The organism is Streptomyces roseoverticillatus (genome assembly GCF_000719265.1).
In the GTDB taxonomy this organism is placed as follows: Bacteria; Actinomycetota; Actinomycetes; order Streptomycetales; family Streptomycetaceae; genus Streptomyces; species Streptomyces roseoverticillatus.
Genome location: NZ_JOFL01000044.1, coordinates 1 through 19,428 on the forward strand (window position 1 = coordinate 1; position 19,428 = coordinate 19,428).

Consider the following 19,428-nt stretch of genomic DNA (forward strand, 5'->3'; position numbering starts at 1 on the left):
CAGACCACCCGTACCACCGGTGATCAACACCGTGCCGGAGAAATCCCAGACAGGCCTCCGCAGCTCCTGTGCCGGAACCCGGGCCAGCCGGGCCGCGAGCACGTCGGCGCCCCGCATCAGCAGTTGAGGTTCGTCCGAGGCCAGAGCGCGCGGCAGGACAGCCGTGTCGGCCTCCGCGTCCAGGTCCACCAGGCCGAAGCGGCCCGGGTTCTCCGACTGCGCCGACCGCACCAGACCCCACACGGCAGCACCGGCGAGATCCTCACCCGACACCGCACCCCGCGTCACGAACACCAGCCGCGCATCCGCGAACCGCTCGTCCGCCAGCCACGACTGCACCAGCCCCAACGCCCACGCCGCCACGACGTGCACGGACTCCACCACGTCGCCCGAGGCGGGCGTCACCGGGGCCAGGACCGCTTGCGGCACCCGGCCGGAGCCGGCCAGGGACGCCAGGTGCGCGTGGCTGTCGAACGTCGAGCCCGCGAGGGAGCCGAGCACGGCCACGGTCGCCGCGGCCCCGGCCGGGGGCAGCCGTACGGGGTTCCACGCCACCTGAAACAGCGCGTCGCGCGCGACGGGGCTCGCGCCGCCGTCCGGCCGGCCGGCGGAGACGGGCCGTACGGTCAGGGACTCGACGGAGGCGACCGGCCCGCCTTCGGCGTCCGCGACGTCCACGGACACCGTGTCCGTACCGTGCCGGACGACGCGGACCCGTACGGCCGAGGCGCCGGACGCGTGGAGCGAGACGCCCTCCCACGAGAAGGGCACGACGCCCTGGTCCACGCCGTTGAAGGCGCAGACGTGCAGGGCCGCGTCGAGCAGCGCCGGGTGCAGGCCGTACGCGGGGGCGTCGGCCTCGGCGGCCTCGGGCAGGGCGACCTCGGCGAACACCTCGTCGCCCCGCCGCCACGCGGCCCGCAGGCCCCGGAAGTGCGGTCCGTAGTGGAACCCACCGTCGGCGAAGTCCTGGTAGACGCCGGTCAGGTCCACGGCCTCGGCGCCGGCGGGCGGCCAGGGTCCGGTGCGGAAGTCGTGGCCGGGGTCCGGGGTCCGGTCGCCCGTCGCGAGGATGCCGGTGGCGTGCTGGATCCACGGGCGGTCGCCGTCGCCCTCAGGCCGGGAGCGGGCGCCGAGGGTGCGCCTGCCGGTCTCGTCGGCGGGACCGACGCGCAGCTGCACCTGGACGCCGCCGTGTTCGGGCAGGACCAGCGGGGCGGCCAGGGTCAGCTCGTCGATCCGGTCGCAGCCCGCCTCGTCGGCGGCGCGGACGGCGAGTTCGACGAACGCCGTGCCCGGCAGCAGGACCGACCCCGTGATCCTGTGGTCGGCCAGCCAGGGATGGGACTGGAGCGACAGGCGGGTCGTGAACAACAGACCGTCGCTGTCGGGCAGTTCCACGGCGGTGCTGAGCAGCGGGTGCCCGGCCGCTTCGAGGCCGGCGGCGCCGATGTCCCCGGCGCCTGTACGGCCGGGGGTGGGCCAGAACCTCTCGTGCTGGAAGGCGTACGTGGGAAGGCCGTCGGCGACGCGCGCGTCCGTGCCGGCGAAGAACGCCGCCCAGTCGGTGGACGTGCCGTGGACGTGCAGCTGCCCGAGCGCGGCGAGGAGCGTGGCGTCCTCCGCGCGGTTCTTGCGCAGGGCGGGGACGAGGAGGGTCTCGTCCGGCAGCGACTCGCGTGCCATGGCCGAGAGCGTGCCGTCGGGCCCCAGCTCCAGGAAGCGCGTCACGCCCTCGGCGTGCAGGGCGCGTATCCCGTCGGCGAAGCGTACGGCTTCGCGGACGTGGGTCACCCAGTAGTCGGGGCTGCGCAGTTCCCCGGCCGTGGCCGGGGCGCCGGTCACGTTCGAGACCACGGTGAGCTCAGGCGCACCGTAGGTGAGGCCCTCGGCGACGGCGCGGAAGCCGTCCAGCATCGGCTCCATCAGCGGCGAGTGGAAGGCGTGCGAAACCCGCAGCCGACTGGTCTTCCTGCCCTCGCCCTCGAAGTGGGAGCGGATCGCCTCGACCGCGTCCTCGGCACCGGAGACGACGACCGACGACGGGCCGTTGACCGCCGCGATCGCGATGTCCTCGGTCAGGTGCGGCAGGACCTCGGATTCCGTCGCCTGGACCGCGACCATCGCACCACCAGCAGGCAACGCCTGCATCAGCCGGCCCCGCGCCGCCACCAACACACACGCATCCGCCAGCGAAAACACACCCGCCACATGCGCGGCCGCAATCTCACCCACCGAATGTCCAGGTGCTCGTCCAGCCCCGCACACACCCCATCGAAAGCCTCCGCGAACACCGGGAACCGGGCATACAACTCCCGGCCCATCCCCAGCCGCTGCGAACCCTGACCCGAGAACAGGAAGGCGTCCTTGCCTTCGTGCGCGGCGCCGGTGGCCAGGGCGGGGTCGGCTTCGCCCGTGGCCAGGGCGGTCAGGGCGCGTACCGCGGTGTCGTGCGTGTCGGCCAGGACGGCCGCGCGGTGGGCGAAGGCCGTGCGCGTCGCCAGCGTGTACGCGCTGTCCGTGAGCCGCGGTGCGGGGTCGCGGTGGAGGTGGGCCAGGAGCCGGGCCGCCTGGGCCTTCAGGGCGCTGTCGTTCCTGCCGGACAGCAGCAGGGGCACGGGCGCCCGGGTCTCCGGGGCGGTGGCGGGGGCCTCGGTGTCCGTGGGCCCGTCCTCGGCCTGCTCAAGTACCACGTGCGCGTTGGTGCCGCTGATCCCGAACGCGGAGACGGCGGCGCGCCTGGGGCGGCCCGTGCCGGGCCACTCGGTCTTCCCCGTGAGCAGTTCGACCGCGCCCGTGGTCCAGTCGACGTGCGAGGTGGGCTCGTCCACGTGCAGGCTCTCGGGCAGCACACCGTGCCGCATCGCCAGGACCATCTTCATCACACCGGCCACACCGGCGGCGGCCTGCGTGTGTCCGAGGTTGGACTTCACCGACCCCAGCAGCAACGGCCTTTCCCGCGGCCGCTCCTGGCCGTAGGTGGCGAGCAGTGCCTGGGCCTCGATCGGGTCGCCCAGGGTGGTGCCCGTGCCGTGCGCCTCCACCGCGTCCACATCCGCCGCCGACAACCCGGCGCTCGCCAGCGCCTGACGGATCACCCGCTGCTGCGACGGGCCATTCGGCGCCGTCAGACCGTTCGACGCACCGTCCTGATTCACGGCACTGCCGCGTACGACCGCGAGCACCCGGTGGCCGTTGCGCCGGGCATCCGACAGCCGTTCCACGAGCAGCAGTCCGACGCCTTCGCTCCAGCCGGTGCCGTCCGCGGCCGCCGCGAACGGCTTGCAGCGGCCGTCGGCGGCCAGCCCGCGCTGCCGGGCGAACTCCACGAAGGAGGACGGGGTCGCCATCACCGTCACACCGCCGGCGAGCGCCAGTGAGCACTCGCCCGACCGCAGTGACTGCACCGCCATGTGGAGCGCCACCAGCGACGACGAGCAGGCCGTGTCGACCGTGACCGCCGGTCCCTCGAAGCCGAAGGTGTACGACACGCGGCCGGAGACCACGCTCAGCGCGTTGCCGGTGAGCGCGTGCCCGGCGACCTCGTCCTGTGCCGCGTCCAGGACCGTGCGGTAGTCCTGGGCGTTGGTGCCCGCGAAGACACCGGTGCTGCTGCCCCGCAGGGACCCGGGGTCGATGCCGGCCCGTTCGAGGACCTCCCAGGTGGTCTCCAGCAGCAGGCGCTGCTGCGGGTCCATGGCGAGGGCCTCGCGCGGCGAGATCCCGAAGAAGTCCGCGTCGAAGCCGGCCACGTCGTCGAGGAAGCCGCCGCCGCGGGCGTAGCTCGTTCCCTGGTGGCCGGGGTCGGGGTGGTAGAGCCGGTCGAGGTCCCAGCCCCGGTCGCCGGGGAGGGGGGAGATGGCGTCCCGGCCCTCGGCCAGCAGCTGCCAGAGCTCCTCCGGCGAGCCGATCCCGCCGGGGAAGCGGCAGGCCATGCCCACGATCGCCACCGGCTCGTCGAGGACGGCGGCCGCCCGTTCCACGGCGGGCCCGGCCCCGGCCGTGCCCAGGACCTCGGTGCGCAGGTAGCCGGCGACCGCGGTGGGCGTGGGGTGGTCGAACAGCAGGGTGGCGGGCAGCCGGAGGCCGGCCGCGGCAGACAGGCGGTTGCGCAGGCCGACCGCCATCAGCGAGTCGAATCCCAGGGCGCGGAAGGGGCGCTGTGCGTCGACGGTGTCGGGCGACGCGTGTCCGAGGGTCTTGGCGGCTTCTTCCCGGACCAGGTGCAGCAGGGCGCGTTCCTGCTCGGCGGCCGGCAGTGCGCCGATCCGGTCGCGCAGCGGGGAGCGCTCCTCGCGCGGCCGGTCGCCGCCGGCGAGGGCGTGGCGCGCCTCGGGGAGGCCGGCGAGGAGGGGGCTGGGGCGGACGGCGGTGAGTGCGGGGGCGTAGGCCGCCCAGTCCACGTCGGCCACGGTCACGTTCGCCGCGCCCTGGGCGAGGGCCTGGCGGAGGGCGGCGAGTGCGGGGGCCGGTGCCATGGGGAGCAGGCCGTCGCGGCTCAGCCGGGCGGCGGCCTCGCTGTCCGTGGCCATGCCGGAGCCGGCCCAGGAGCCCCAGGCGATGGAGGTGGCGGGGAGGCCCTCGCGGCGCCGCTGTTCGGCGAGGGCGTCGAGGAAGGCGTTGGCGGCGGCGTAGTTGGCCTGGCCGGGGTTGCCCAGGGCGCCGACGACCGAGGAGAACAGGACGAACGTTTCCAGGCCGAGGTCCCGGGTGAGTTCGTGCAGGTGCAGTGCGGCGGTGGTCTTCGGGCGCAGGACGGTCTCGAAGCGTTCGGGGGTGAGGGCCTCCAGCACGCCGTCGTCCAGTACGCCGGCGGCGTGGACGACCCCGGTCAGGGGCAGGTCCTCGGGGATGTCCGCGAGGACGGCGGCCAGGGCGTCACGGTCGGCGGCGTCGCAGGCGGCGACGGTGACGCGGGTGCCCCGGTCGGCGAGTGCGGCCGCGAGCTCCGGCGCGCCGGGGGCTTCGAGGCCGCGGCGGCCGGTGAGCACCAGGTGCTCGGCTCCGGCGTCCGCCAGCCAGTGCGCGACGTGGGCGCCGAGGGCGCCGGTGCCGCCGGTGACCAGGACCGTGCCGTGTGCGGTCCACCGGGCGCCGGTTTCGCCGCCGGGCGTGATCCGCCGCAGGCGGCGGGCGAAGGATCCGGCCGGCCGGACGGCGATCTGGTCCTCGCTTCCGGCGAGGGCCCCGAGGAGCCCGGAGACGACGCGTCCGTCCACGTTCGCGGGGAGGTCGACGAGTCCGCCCCAGCTCTGCGGGGATTCCAGGGCGGCCACGCGCCCGAGGCCCCACGTCTGGGCCTGGAGGGGGCTGGTGAGCGCGTCCCGCTCGTCCACGGCGACGGCGCCGCGGGTCAGGCACCACAGCGGGGCCCGGAGGCCGGAGGTCTCCAGGGCTCGCACGAGGGCGGTGGTGGCGGCCAGGCCGCGCGGCACCGCGGGGTGGTGCGGGTGGGGGCGTTCGTCGAGGGCGAGCAGGGAGAGCACTCCGTCGAACGGCCCGTCGGGGAGCTCGGTCGCGTCGGTTCCGGGGAGGACGAGAGGGTGGGTGTGCAGGCCCTGGTCGCGCAGTGTGCCGAGGAGCCGGGTGACCCAGGGGTCGCCGGTGGCGTCCTCGGGCAGGGCGACGAGCCAGTTCCCGGTGGCCGGGGGGCCGGCCGGGGCGGCGAGGGGGGTCCAGTGCACCCGGTAGCTCCAGCTGTCCGCCTCGGCCCGGGTCCTGCGCTGCCGGCGCCAGGACGAGAGCGTGGGGAGGATGCTGCCGAGCGAGTCGGCCTCGTTCCCGTCGATGGCCAGGACGGCCGACAGCCCTTCGAGGTCCTCGCGTTCGACGGCTTCCCAGAATCCGGCCTCGCCCGCTCCGCCGGCCGGGCCCTCGTCGGCCGTGGCGCCGGCGTCCAGCCAGTACCACTCGCGCTGGAAGGCGTAGGTCGGCAGCTCGGCGCGGGCGGCGCCGAGCGTGCCGAGCCAGGCGGCCCAGTCGACGGGGGTGCCGTGGGCGGAGGCGGTGGCGACTCCTTCGGCGAGGGCGTGCTCTTCGGGGCGTCCCGTGTGCAGGAGGCTGATGAGGAGGGGCTCTTCGAGGGTGGTCAGGGAGTCCTCGACCATCGGCGTGAGCACGCCGCCGGGGCCGATCTCCACGAAGGTGGTGACGCCCTCGGCTTCGAGGGTGCGTACGGCGGTGTGGAAGCGGACAGCCTCCCGGACCTGCCGGACCCAGTACGCGGGCGAGCACAGTTCGTCGCCGGCGAGCGCTCCGGTCACCGTGGACACCACGGGGATGCGGGGGGCGTGGAACTCCAGGTCCTCGGCGACGCGCCGGAAGTCCTCCAGCATGCCGTCCATGTGCGGGGAGTGGAAGGCGTGGCTCACCCGGAGCCGCTTGGTGCGGCGTCCCCGCGCCTCCCAGTGGGCGGCGATCCGGGTCACGGTGTCCTCGTCGCCCGAGACGACCGTGGAGGCGGGCCCGTTGACCGCCGCGAGGGCGGCGCGGTCCTCGTGCGCGGCGAGGGACGCGCGGATCTCCTCCTCGGTGGCCTCGACGGCCGCCATGGCACCGCCTTCGGGGAGCGCCTGCATCAGGGTGCCGCGCGCCGCGACCAGCCGTGCGGCGTCCGGGAGGGTGAGGACTCCGGCCACGTGGGCGGCGGTGAGCTCGCCGATGGAGTGGCCGGCGACGAACCGCGGCGTCATGCCCCAGGACTCGACGAGCCGGAACAGGGCGGTCTCCAGGGCGAAGAGCGCCGCCTGGGTGTAGGCCGTCCGGTCGAGCAGGGCGGCTTCGTCCGTGCCGTCCTCAGCGAAGACGATGTCGCGCACGGACCGGTCCAGGTGCGGGTCGAGCTCGGCGCACACCGCGTCGAAGGCCTTCGCGAACTCCGGGTGGGCGCCGTACAGTTCGCGTCCCGCGCCCGGGCGCTGGGAGCCCTGCCCGGCGAAGAGGAAGGCGGCGGGCGCCTTCGCGGCGACGCCGGTCACGAGGCCGGCCGCGGTGCGGCCTGCGGCAAGGGCGTCCAGGCCGGTGAGGAACGCGTCCCGGTCGCCGGCGACGACGGCGGCGCGGTGCTCCATGAGCGTCCTGCCGGCCGTGAGGGAGTGGGCGACGCCGGCCGGTCCGAGGCCGGCGTGGGCGCGGACGTGGCGGGCGAGCCGTGCCGCCTGGGCCCGCAGGGCCTCGCCGGTCCGGGCGGACAGGATCCAGGGCAGCGCGCCGGTCCGGGCGGCCGGCGCGGGTGCCGGTCCGGCCTCGTGCGGTGGTGCCTGTTCGAGGACGACGTGGGCGTTGGTGCCGCTGATGCCGAAGGACGAGACGGCCGCGCGGCGCTGCCTGCCGGTCGTGGGCCAGGGTTCGGGCCCGGCGAGGAGCCGGGCGCTGCCCTCGCTCCAGTCGACGTGGGGGGTGGGCTCGTCGAGGTGCAGGGTCGCGGGCAGCTCCCCGTGCCGCATCGCCAGGACCATCTTCATGACGCCGGCGACGCCGGCGGCCCACTGGGTGTGGCCGATGTTGGACTTCATGGAGCCGATCAGTACGGGCCGGTCCGCGGGGCGCTGTCCGTACGTGGCGAGCAGGGCGTGGGCCTCGATGGGGTCGCCCAGCGCCGTGCCCGTGCCGTGCGCCTCGACGGCGTCGACGTCGGCGGCGGCGAGCCCGGCGTCGGCCAGCGCCTGGCGGATGACGCGCTGCTGGGACGGGCCGTTGGGGGCCGTGAGGCCGTTGGACGCGCCGTCTTGGTTGACGGACGAGCCCTTGAGCACCGCGAGCACGGGGTGGCCGTTGCGTACCGCGTCGGAGAGCCGCTCGACCAGCAGCAGTCCGACGCCCTCGCCCCAGGCCGTGCCGTCGGCGGCGGCCGCGAACGGCTTGCAGCGGCCGTCGGGGGCCAGGCCGCGCTGGCGGGAGAAGTCCACGAACATCTGCGGGGTGGACAGCACTGTTGCGCCGCCCACCAGGGCGAGGGAGCACTCGCCCCGCCGCAGCGACTGTGCCGCCAGGTGCAGGGCGACGAGCGACGAGGAGCAGGCCGTGTCGACGGTCAGGGCGGGGCCTTCGAGGCCGAGGGCGTACGAGATGCGGCCTGAGGCGATGCTGATGAAGTTGCCGGTCATGAGGTGGCCGGCGACCTCGTCCGGCCGGCGGCGGCCGGCGGTGTCGTACCCGGAGTAGCCGGTGCCGACGAACACGCCGGTGCGGCTGCCCGCGAGGGACTCCGGGTTGATGCCGGCCCGTTCGAGGGCTTCCCACGCGGTCTCCAGCAGCAGGCGCTGCTGCGGGTCCATGGCGAGGGCCTCGCGCGGCGAGATCCCGAAGAATCCGGGGTCGAACTCGCCCGCGTCGTAGAGGAATCCGCCCTCGCGGGTGTAGCTGGTGCCCTGGTGCCCGGGGTCGGGGTCGTAGAGGCCGTCGAGGTCCCAGCCGCGGTTGCCGGGGAGCGAGGAGATCGCGTCGACGCCGCCCCGGAGCAGCTCCCACAGCTCCTCCGGCGAGCGGACGCCGCCGGGGAAGCGGCAGGCCATGGAGACGATCGCGATGGGCTCGCGCTGCTTCCGCTCCGTTTCGCCCAGCTGCTGCCGGGTCTCGTGGAGATCCGCGATCGCGCGCTTGAGGTACTCGCGCAGCTTCGCCTCGTTCGACATCAGGATGCCAACCCCTCGTGGAATGCCGGTTCCCGGGCACAGGGCGTCGACACGCACGCCTGACCCACTGTCCAGGGCCATCCTGCTCAAGGCCGACTGCGGGATTCCGTAGAGCACGACGCCCGTACGCGCGGCCCCGGTGGTGCGGTGGGGGCGTGCGTACGGGCGAGGGTGCCGGGAACGGCGGGCGGCTGGGCCTACCAGGTCACGGGCAGCTCGGTGAGGCCGCCGGACAACTGGCCGTCGTGCAGTCGCAGTTCGTCCGCCCGGCGTTCCAGGCGGAGGCCGGGCAGGCGGGTGAACAGCTGGGTGTAGACCGTCTTCAGCTCGATGCGCGCCAGCGGGGCGCCGATGCAGTGCCACATCCCGTGGGCGAAGGTCAGGTGCGGGTTGGGGGCCCTGGTGATGTCGAACCGCTCCGGTTCGGCGAAGACCCGCTCGTCGAAGTTGGGGAGGCTGAAGTCGAACAGGACCAGGTCTCCGGCCCGCATCGTGACGCCGCCGATCTCGACGTCCTCGGAGGCGTAGCGCGGCAGGATCGACCCGCCGGCCTTGGCGGCCCGCAGCACTTCCTCCACCGCGTGCGTCATCAGGTCCGGGTCCGCCAGGGCGGCCGCGCGCTGCTCGGGGTGGTGGTCCAGGAGCACCACGCCGTGGTCGAGGAAGGTCACGACACTGTCCAGCCCGGCGAAGAGGAGGCTCACTCCCAGCGGTGCGACCCGTTCTTCGGGGAGTCCGCCCTCGGACAGCCGGGTGAGGATGTCGGCGCCGGGCTCCGCCCGCTTCCGCTCGACCAGTCCTCCGACGAACGCGAACAGCTCTTGCTGGCCTTCCCGCACGCTCTCCGGGGTGTCGAGGAGGGCCATCCGGGACAGCAACGCCGTCAGCTCCTCACGGCTGTGCGGCGGTATGCCGATGATGTCGCAGAGCACCGTCAGGGCGACGGGCACGGAGACGCCGCCGTGCAGGTCGGCGGGCGGGCCCTGGGCGATGAACCGGTCCAGTACGGCGTCCACGACGGCGGCCACCTGCGGCTCCATCTCGCGCACCCGCCGGGCGGAGAACATCGGCGTGAGCAGGCGGCGCACCTCGGCGTGGGTCCGGCGTCCCGCCTCGGCGTCGGTGTCGGTGATCATCAGGTCCAGGAACGGGGTCCTGACGTAGCGGGGCGCGTTCGCCGGGTCGGGGTGCGTGTGGCCGACGCGCCCGTCGTGCAGCAGTTCCTTGAGCTCGGCGTGGCGGGTCACCAGCCACCCCTCGTCCCCGGCGGGGGTGCGGACCCGGCGGACCGGTCCCTCCTCCTGGAGCCGGCGCAGCAGTGGGCTCACCCGGAGCAGGGCGGGCGGTTCCAGACCGAGAGAGGGGAGGCCTTGGGAAGAAACGGTCATGGCAAGTCCTGCCTCTTGTTCGTAGGGGATCGGAACACTGCGCGCGCACGACCGGTGGGCCCGGGGCGGACGGACCGGGCTGCTTCCCCGGGCCACCGGTCGTGCCGTGCGTCACTCCAGTACGGTCACGCCCCGTCGACGGAGCCGAGCCACTCCCGCATGACCTGCGCGGTCGACGCGGCGTCGTCGCCGACCATGGAGAAGTGGTCCGCGTCGACCTTGCGGATGCGCGCCGACGGGAACAGGTGGCTCTGCTCCTCTCCGTCGGGGCCGACGGGGCCGGGGGCCGCGGGCTGGAGGCTGGAGGCCCTCGTCGCGTGGACGACCAGCACGGGGGCGGTCGTGTGCTGCACCTCGAGCCGGTTCAGCAGCCCCATCCACCGTCCCATCGCGGACAGCCGGGAGTTCGTCATCCGCACCGGCGAGACCTCGTGGATCAGGAAGTTCTCCCGCATCACGGCGGCGTAGTCGATGGGCTCGTGGCTCTCGTGCCGGATGCTGAGGGTGTCCAGCAGCACCACGGCGGCGGGCTTGATGCCCCAGGTGTTCTCCAGCAGGCCCGCCGCCGCGTAGGCGTACGCTCCGGCCGAGGAGTGCCCGACCAGGACGAAGGGGTGGCCGTCGCTCGCGCGCAGCGCGCTCTCCGCGACGACCCTGGTGCCGGTCTCGGGCGTGGCCGGCAGCCGCTCCCCCGCCGAGAAGCCGACCAGCGGCAGCGCGGAGACGTGCCGCTCGCCCCGGAACTGGGCGGCGAGCCTGGCGTACTCGTGGACCCCGCCGTTGGCGGTGGGCGTGCTGATGCACACCAGCCGCGGCTCGGCGGGGCCCTCGGCGAGCGTGGTCGGCAGGGGCAGGTCCTCGAGCTCCGCCGCGTTGTCGAAGGTCCGGCGCATGGCGCTCAAGGCCGACAGCAGGCGGCGGGCCTCCTCGACCTTGTTCGTTTCCATGGCGTCGACGAAGATCCGCTCCAGCGAGTCGACTTCCGGTCCGGCGGCCGGTCCCCTGAGGTCCGCGCCGGACGGGAGGCCGTCCGGGCCGGGCTGCGCGGCGAGTTCGCTGCGCAGCCAGGTGGCCAGGTTCTCGGGGGTCTTGTTGTCGAAGACCACCGTCGCGGGCAGGTGCAGCCCGGTGGCCGTGGCGATCCGGTTGCGGAGCTCGACCGATGTCAGCGAGTCGAATCCCAGCTCCAGGAAGTCGCGGTCGGCCTCGACCTCCTCGGCCGAGGCGTAGCCGAGGATGACGGACGCCTCCGCACGGACCAGGTCGACGACGCGGCGTGCGCGGTCCGCCTCCGGCAGGTCCAGCAGCTGCCGGGCGAAGGTGATCGCGCCGGACGCGCTCGCCGCCTGCGCGGCGGACCGCCGGCTCCGGCGGACCAGGGCGCGGTAGGGCGGGGGTACGTCGCCCTGCCCCTGGGCCGGTCCGGCGATCTCGCCCATGGCCGCCACGACCGGCTCGGCGTAGCCGAGAGCGGCGTCGAACATGGCCGTGCCCTGCCTGATGGTGACCGGTGCCAGGCCGTTGGCCCGCATGCGGTGCAGGAAGCTCTCGGGCAGTTCGCCGGCCATGCCGGCGTCCACGGCCCAGTGGCCCCACGCCTGGGCCTGGCCCGGCAGGCCCAGCGCGACCCGGTGCCGTGCCAGGCCGTCCAGGAAGGCGTTCGCCGCCGCGTAGTTGGCCACGCCGGGGGCGCCGAGGAGGCCGGAGAGGGACGAGAACATGACGAAGGCGGACAGGTCGAGGTCCTTGGTGGCCTCGTGCAGGTGCCAGGCGGCGTCCGCCTTCGGGCGCAGGACGACCGACAGCCGCTCGGGGTTGAGCGACGTGATCATGCCGTCGTCGAGGGCACCGGCCAGGTGCAGGACCGCCGTCAGCGGGTGCTCGGCCGGGATCGTCTCCAGGAGCGCGTCGAGTGCGGCACGGTCCGCCACGTCGCACGCGGCGATCGTGGGAAGGGCGCCCAGCTCCCGGAGTTCGCCGGCCAGTTCGGCCGCGCCGGGCGCCGCGGGGCCGCTGCGGCTGACCAGCAGCAGGTGCCGTGTGCCGTTCGCGGCCAGCCACCGGGCGAGGTGAATGCCCAGTGCACCCGTGGCACCGGTGATGAGGACGGTGCCGTCGGGGTCCCAGGCCGGCTGCCGCGCGCTCGTGGCGGCGGGCAGCCAGCCCAGTCGTCCGACGTGTACCGCACCGTCGCGCACGGCGAACTGGACGTCGCCGGAGGCCGTCAGGGCCGGCAGCTTCGCGAGGAACTCCGTCAGGTCGGTGCCGTCGTCGAGGTCGGCCAGGATGAAGCGGCCGAGGTGTTCCGCGTGCGCCGAGCGCATCATGCCCCAGAGGGAGGCGGCGACGAGGTCGCTGCCGAAGACCGCGCCCTGCGTGACGAAGACCAGCCGCGACGTGGTGAACCGCTCCTCCGCGAGCAGGCCCTGCACCAGCTCAAGGGCCTGTGCTGTCGCTTCGTGCACGGCCGCCGGGACATCGCCCTCCGTACGGGGCACGGGAACCGCGATCAGCTCCGGGCTGCCCGTGACCTCGGCCAGCGACCCGGTCCCGAGCGGGGCGAGCACCACGCTGGAGGTTCCCGGCGCGGCCTCCGCCTCCGGGGCCGGAAGCCAGTCCAGCCGCAGCAGCGTGCTGCTCCGGCGGTGGTCGACGGGCTCCGGGGCGTCCGGCGGGGTGCTCACGGTGACGGCCCTCGCCGACAGCACGGGGGCACCGGACTCGTCGGCCAGCGCGACGGAGACGGAGTCCTCGCCGGTCTTCGTGACGCGTGCCCGCACCGCCGACGCGCCGGAGGCGTGCAGGCACACTCCGCTCCAGGAGACGGCCTGCTGGATGCGGTCCTCGTCCCCCGCGCCGGAGAGCGAGGCGGCGTGGACGACCGCTTCGAGCAGCGCGGGGTGGAGACCGAAGCTCCCGGCGGCGGAGGCGGCATCGCCTTCGAGCGCGGCCTCGGCGAACACCTCGTCGCCGCGGATCCAGGCCGAGCTCAGCCCGCGGAAGGCGGGGCCGTACCCGGTCTCGTCGTAGAAACCGTCCAGGTCGACGGCGGACGCACCGCTCGGCGGCCAGGTGGGGGCGTCGATGTCCGCGATGTGCTCACCGGTGGAGAGTGTGCCGGTCGCGTGCTCCGTCCACGGGTCGTCGTCCGGTGCGTCCTCCGGCCGTGAGAAGAACCGGATCTCGCGGGCGCCCTTCTCGTCCGGAGCGCCGAGCCGCACCTGTGCCACGAGTGCCGTGCCCGCGGTGAGCACCAGCGGTGTGCCGAGGGCCAGTCCGGTGACCTGTTCACAGCCCACCTGGTCCCCGGCCCGGACGGCGAGTTCGAGGAATCCGGAGGCCGGGAAGACCACCTTGCCGCCCGGCGCGTGGTCCTTCAGCCAGGGGTGGGCCTCCGCCGACAGGCGGCTCGTGAACAGCATCCCGCCGGAACCCGCCAGCGACACGGCCGCGCCCAGCAGCGGGTGCTCGGCGGGCATCAGGCCGGCGGAGGCCACGTCTCCCACCGGGTTTCCGGGCTTCGGCCAGTAGCGCCGGTGCTGGAACGCGTAGGTGGGAAGGTCGACGCGGTGGGCGCCGGTGCCGGCGAAGAACGCGGGCCAGTCCGCCTCGACACCGGCGACGTGGAGGGACGCGACGGCGGTCAGCAGGGCGGTCTCCTCCGGGCGGCCCTTGCGGAGCGCCGGCACGGCCACCGGGATGCCGTCCAGGTTGTGCTGGGCCACCGCCGTCAGCACGCTGTCGGGTGCCAGCTCCAGGAAGGCCGAGGCTCCTTCGGCGGCCAGGGTGCGTATGCCGTCGGCGAAGCGGACGGGTTCGCGGACGTTCCGGACCCAGTAGTCGGCGCAGCCGATCAGTTCCCCGGACGCCTCCTCGCCGGTCACGGTCGAGACGACCCGGATCTTCGGCGTCCCGTAGGAGAGGCCCTCGGCGACCCGGCGGAAGTCGTCCAGGATCGGATCCATCAGCGGGCAGTGGCCGGCGACGTGCACCAGTACCCGCCGCGTCTTGCGGTCCTCGGCGGCGAACGCGTCGGCGATGCGCAGGACGTGGGTCTCGTCTCCGGAGATGACGACGGCCTCCGGGCCGTTGATCGCGGCGATCGCCACACCGCCGGTCAGCCGTGCCGCCACCTCCTGCTCGGACGCCTCGATCGCCATCATCGCGCCGCCCGCGGGCAGGGAGTTCATCAGCCGGCCGCGGGCCGCGACCAGGGTGCACGCGTCCGCCAGGGAGAGCACTCCGGCGACGTGGGCCGCCGCGATCTCGCCGAAGGAGTGGCCCACGACGAAGTCGGGGCGGACGCCCCAGGATTCGACGAGCCGGAACAGCGCCACCTGGATCGCGAACAGCGCGGGCTGGGTGAACCTGGTCTCGTCCAGGCGCTCGGCGTCGGTGAACATCACCTCCCGCAGCTCGCCGTCGAAGTGGGCCAGCACCGCGTCCAGCGCCTCCGCGAACACCGGGAACCGGTCGGACAGTTCCCGGCCCATACCGGCGCGCTGCCCGCCCTGGCCCGGGAACAGCAGCGCGAGCGAACGGTCCGCGGCCGTGCCCCGCGCGACCTCGGCCCCCGCCAGCAGCACCGCGCGGTGTTCGAAGGCCGCGCGGCCGGTGGCCAGGGAGAAGCCCACGTCGAGCGGCGAGAGTTCCGGACGCTCACCGACCCACTCGCGCACCAGCTCGACCTGGGCGTCGAGCGCCTCGGAGGTCTTCCCCGAGAGGAGCCACGGAACGGCTTCCGCTTCGGCGGGCCGGACATCCCGGCCGGGCCGCACGGCGATGTCCGGAGCCTGCTCCAGGATGGCGTGCGCGTTCGTGCCGCTGATGCCGAAGGAGGAGACGCCCGCCCGGCGGGGACGTCCGGTGTCCGGCCAGTCGGTCGTCTCCATCACGAGTTCGACGTCACCGGCCGTCCAGTCGACGTGCGTCGTGGGCGTTCCGACATGGAGGGTGCGGGGCAGGACGCCGTGCCGCATCGCCATGACCGTCTTGATGACACCCGCGGCGCCGGCCGCGGCCTGGGTGTGGCCGATGTTCGACTTGAGCGAGCCCAGCAGCAGCGGCCGCCCCTCGGTCCGGTCCTGCCCGTAGGTCGCGAGCAGGGCCTGGGCCTCGATGGGGTCGCCCAGTGCCGTGCCCGTGCCGTGCGCCTCGACGGCGTCCACGTCACCGGTCGACAGCCCGGCGTTCGCGAGCGCTTGGCGGATGACGCGCTGCTGGGACGGGCCGTTGGGGGCCGTGAGTCCGTTGGAGGCGCCGTCCTGGTTGATGGCCGAGCCCCGGACGACGGCGAGCACTTCGTGCCCGTTGCGGCGCGCGTCGGAGAGCCGCTCCAGGACGAGGACGCCTACACCCTCGGACCAGCCGGTGCCGTCGGCGTCGTCCGAGAACGACTTGCACCGGCCGTCCGTGGCCAGCACGCCCTGACGGCTGAAGCTCGGGAAGCTCATCGGGGTCGACAGCACCGTCACCCCTCCGGCCAGGGCGAGCGAGCACTCGCCGGAGCGCACGGACTGCGCGGCCCAGTGCAGCGCGACGAGCGACGCCGAGCACGCGGTGTCGAGGGAGACGGCGGGACCCTCCAGGCCGAGGGTGTACGAGATGCGGCCGGAAAGGACACTGCCCGCCAGACCCGTGCCGCCATGGCCCTCCACGTCCTCGGCGGAGTTCAGCACGGCGCCGAAGTAGTCGACGCCGTTCGTGCCGATGTAGACGCCGGTCCGGCTGCCGCGCAGGGACTCCGGGTCGATGCCGGAGCGTTCGATCGCCTCCCACGAGGTTTCCAGGAGCAGTCGCTGCTGCGGGTCCATGGTGACGGCCTCTCGGGGCGAGATCCCGAAGAAGGCCGCGTCGAAGTCCGCGATGCCGTCGAGGAACCCGCCCTTGGACGTGCCGCTGCGCCCGCGTTCACCCTCCGCCCCGCCGAGAACGGCATCGAGGTCCCAGCCGCGGTCGGCCGGGAAGTCGGACATGCCTTCGCGGCCTTCGAGGACGAGCCGCCACAGGTCCTCCGGGGACCGTACGCCTCCCGGGAGCCGGCAGGCCATGCCCACGATGACGACCGGGTCCTCCGCGACCGCCGCGGCGACGACGGCCGGAGCCCCCGCATCGCCGTACTCGTCGAGCAGTACGGCGACGAGGTGTTCGGCGAGTGTCGTGGGGTTGGGGTAGTCGAAGACCAGGGTCGCGGTCAGCCGCAGGCCCGTGGCGTTGGTGAGCCGGTTGCGGAGCTCGACGGCGGTCAGGGAGTCGAAGCCCAGGTCCTGGAACCCCCGCCGCGCGTCGACGGCCTCGGCCGACGCGTGCCCCAGCACCGCCGCGGCCTCCGCCCGCACCAGGTCCGCCATGAGGCGGGCGCGCTCGCCCTCACCCAGCCCCGCCAGCCGGCCGGCCAGCTGCACGGCCGTGCCCGCACCCGTGGCGGTGGTCGCGGCGGCACGCCGGGTTCCCCTGAGGAGACCGCGCAGCAACGGCGGTACCTCGCCGCGGACCCGTGTGCCCGCGGCGACCGGCCCGATCGGGACGAGGTACGTCTCGCCGGACGCGGTGGCGGCGTCGAACAGCGCCAGCCCCTGCCCGGCGGACAGCGGCGGCACGCCGGACGCGGCGATGCGCTGTATCTCCGTGCCGGACAGGGTGCCCCTCATCCCGCTGCCCTGCGCCCACACGCCCCAGGCCAGGGACTGCGCGGGCAGCCCGCGCGCCGCACGGTGCCGGGCCAGCGCGTCGAGGAAGACGTCCCCCGCGGCGTAGTTGCCCTGGCCTGCGCTGCCCAGGACGCCCGAGATCGAGGAGAAGACCACGAACGCGGCCAGGCCGAGGTCCTTGGTGGCCTCGTGCAGGTGCCAGGCGGCATCCGCCTTCGGACGCAGCACGGCCGACACCCGCTCGGCGGTCAACGACGTCACCACACCGTCATCGAGAACACCGGCCGTGTGAATCACAGCGGTCAGCGGATGCCCGGCCGGGACCGAGGCCACGAGCGAAGCCGTCGCCTCCCGGTCCGCTACGTCACACGCGACAACTGCCACCTCGGCACCGAGGCCGGTCAGTTCGTCACGGAGTTCCGCCGCACCCGGCGCCTCAGGGCCGCGCCGGCTGGCCAGCAGCAGGTGCTTCACACCGCGTTCGGCCACGAGATGACGGGCCAGTACGCCGCCCAGGCCGCCGGTGCCACCTGTGATCAGCACCGTGCCGTCCGCGTCCCACTCCGGCACGGCGGACGATGCGCCGCCCTCCGCGGCGAACCTGGCCAGCCGGCCCACGAGCACGGCGCCCTCGCGTACGGCGAACCGGTCATCGCCGGAAGCCGGCAGGCCGGACAGCACGGCCGAAGCATCGCCGCGCTCGGCGTCCACCAGGACGAAGCGGCCCGGATGCTCCAGTTGCGCCGATCCCACCAGGCCCCAGACGGCGGCGGCGGCGAGGTCGTCACCGGAGAGCGCGCCGTCCGTGACGAACACCAGCCGCGACGCGGCGAACCGCTCCTCCCCGAGCCACTCCTGAACCAGGCGCAGAGCCTGCGCCGTCACCTCGTGCACGGCCTCCGGGATGTCCCCCTCCACACCGGACACGGGAACCACGACCAGGTCCGGCACGTCGGTGACACCGGCCAGCACCGCGGTCCCGAGCGGATCGAGCACCACGCTCCGCGCGTCCGGCGAGGTTCCCGTCCCGGGGGCCGCCACCCACTCCAGCCGCAGCAGCGAACCCTGTTCCCCGGAAGCCCGGCGCGCGGCCGCCCGGGCTCCCAGAACCAGCGCATCGGCTGACAGCACGAGGGCGCCCTCGGCATCCGCGACGGCCACCGAGAACACGTCCTCGCCGGTCCGCGTGACACGTATCCGCACGACCGAGGCCCCACCGGCATGCAGCGAGACCCCCTCCCACGACAGCGGCGCGACCTCGCGCCCCGCCGCGGCCACCTGCACCGCAGCCGCCAGCAGGGCCGGGTGCAGCCCGAAGGACTCGCCGTCCACCGCACCGGCCGGAAGCACGGCCTCGACGAACGTCTCGTGGTCACGGGCCCAGACCGCCCGAACCGTCCGGAACGCCGGACCGTGTTCCGCGGAGAACGCCTCCGGGTCCACCGCCGAGGCACCACTGGGAGGCCAGACGGACGCGTCGAATTCCGCGGTCGTCTCCCCGGAGGTCAGTACACCGCGGGCATGCTCCGCCCACGTCCCGTCCACCGCATCGGCGGCCCGCGCGTAGACGCTCACCTGCCGCGCGCCCGACACGTCCGGAGCACCGGCCCACACCTGGATCAGCACCGCGCCGTCCCCGTCCAGTACCAGGGGCTCGGTGAAGGACAGCTTGCCGACCCGGTCGCAGCCGACCCGGTCACCCGCGTGAACGGCCAGTTCGAGGAATCCGGCGGCGGGGAAGACGGGCACGCCGTCCACCACGTGATCCAGCAGCCAGGGATGTGTCTGCGCCGACAGCCGGCCCGTGAACAGCACTCCGTCGAAGTCCGCCGCCGGCACCGCCGCGCCCAGCAGCGGATGCTCCACGGACATCAGCCCGGCGGCGGACACGTCGCCCGCCGTGACACCCGGCTTCGGCCAGTAGCGCTCGTGCTGGAACGGGTAGGTGGGCAGGTCGACGCGGCGGGCGCCGGTGCCATTGAAGAACGCGGCCCAGTCCACGTCCACGCCCCCGACGTGGAGGCGCGCGAGGGCGGTGAGCAGGGCCGTCTCTTCGGGGCGGTCCTTGCGAAGGGCCGGGACCGCGACCGGGACGTCCTCCAGGATGTGCTGGGCCATCGCCGTCAGCACACCGTCCGGACCCAGCTCCAGGAACGCCGAGGCGCCTTCGGCCGCCAGAGTGCGCATGCCGTCGGCGAAACGTACCGTCTCCCGGACGTGCCTGACCCAGTACTCCGCCGAGCACACCAGCTCCGGGCCGGCGAGCTCACCGGTGACGTTCGATACGAGAGGAAGCCGCGGGGCCTGGAAGGTGATGCCGGTGACGGCCCGGCGGAAGTCGTCCAGCATCGGTTCCATCAGCGGCGAGTGGAACGCGTGGCTCACCGGCAGCCGCTGCGTCTTGCGTCCCTCCGCCGCGAACCCCTCGGCGATGCGCAGCACCTCGGTCTCGTCCCCGGCGATCACGACCGACTCCGGGCCGTTGACCGCCGCCAGGGACACCCCCTCCACCAGCCGCGCCGAAACCTCACCCTCCGCCGCCTGCACAGCCACCATCGCGCCACCCGCAGGCAGCGCCTGCATCAACCGCGCACGCGCCGCCACCAAAGCACAGGCGTCCTCCAGCGAGAACACCCCCGCCACATACGCCGCCGCAACCTCACCGATCGAATGCCCGGCCACAAAATCCGGACGGATCCCCCACGACTCCACCAGCCGGAACAACGCCACCTCGACCGCGAACAACGCCGGCTGCGT

At 74.2% G+C, this 19,428-nt stretch carries 4 protein-coding genes; all 4 read right to left on the reverse strand.

The annotated features are described in order from the left end of the window. A partial coding sequence (locus IF61_RS37350) for an acyltransferase domain-containing protein (protein WP_342668034.1) occupies nt 1-2,268 on the reverse strand: 2,268 nt, incomplete at its 3' end. Further along, on the reverse strand, nt 2,151-8,633 hold the full coding sequence (locus IF61_RS32990; protein WP_052393321.1) for a type I polyketide synthase: 6,483 nt from the start codon (nt 8,631-8,633) through the stop codon (nt 2,151-2,153). The genes IF61_RS37350 and IF61_RS32990, both read right to left, overlap by 118 nt. Before the next feature lie 197 nt (nt 8,634-8,830). Continuing rightward, nucleotides 8,831-10,021, reverse strand: a complete 1,191-nt coding sequence (locus tag IF61_RS0131300) for a cytochrome P450 (RefSeq protein ID WP_030369937.1) — start codon at nt 10,019-10,021, stop codon at nt 8,831-8,833. A gap of 125 nt (nt 10,022-10,146) precedes the next feature. Further along, nucleotides 10,147-19,428 (reverse strand): type I polyketide synthase (locus tag IF61_RS0131305; protein WP_157848735.1); only part of this gene is annotated, 9,282 nt, incomplete at its 5' end.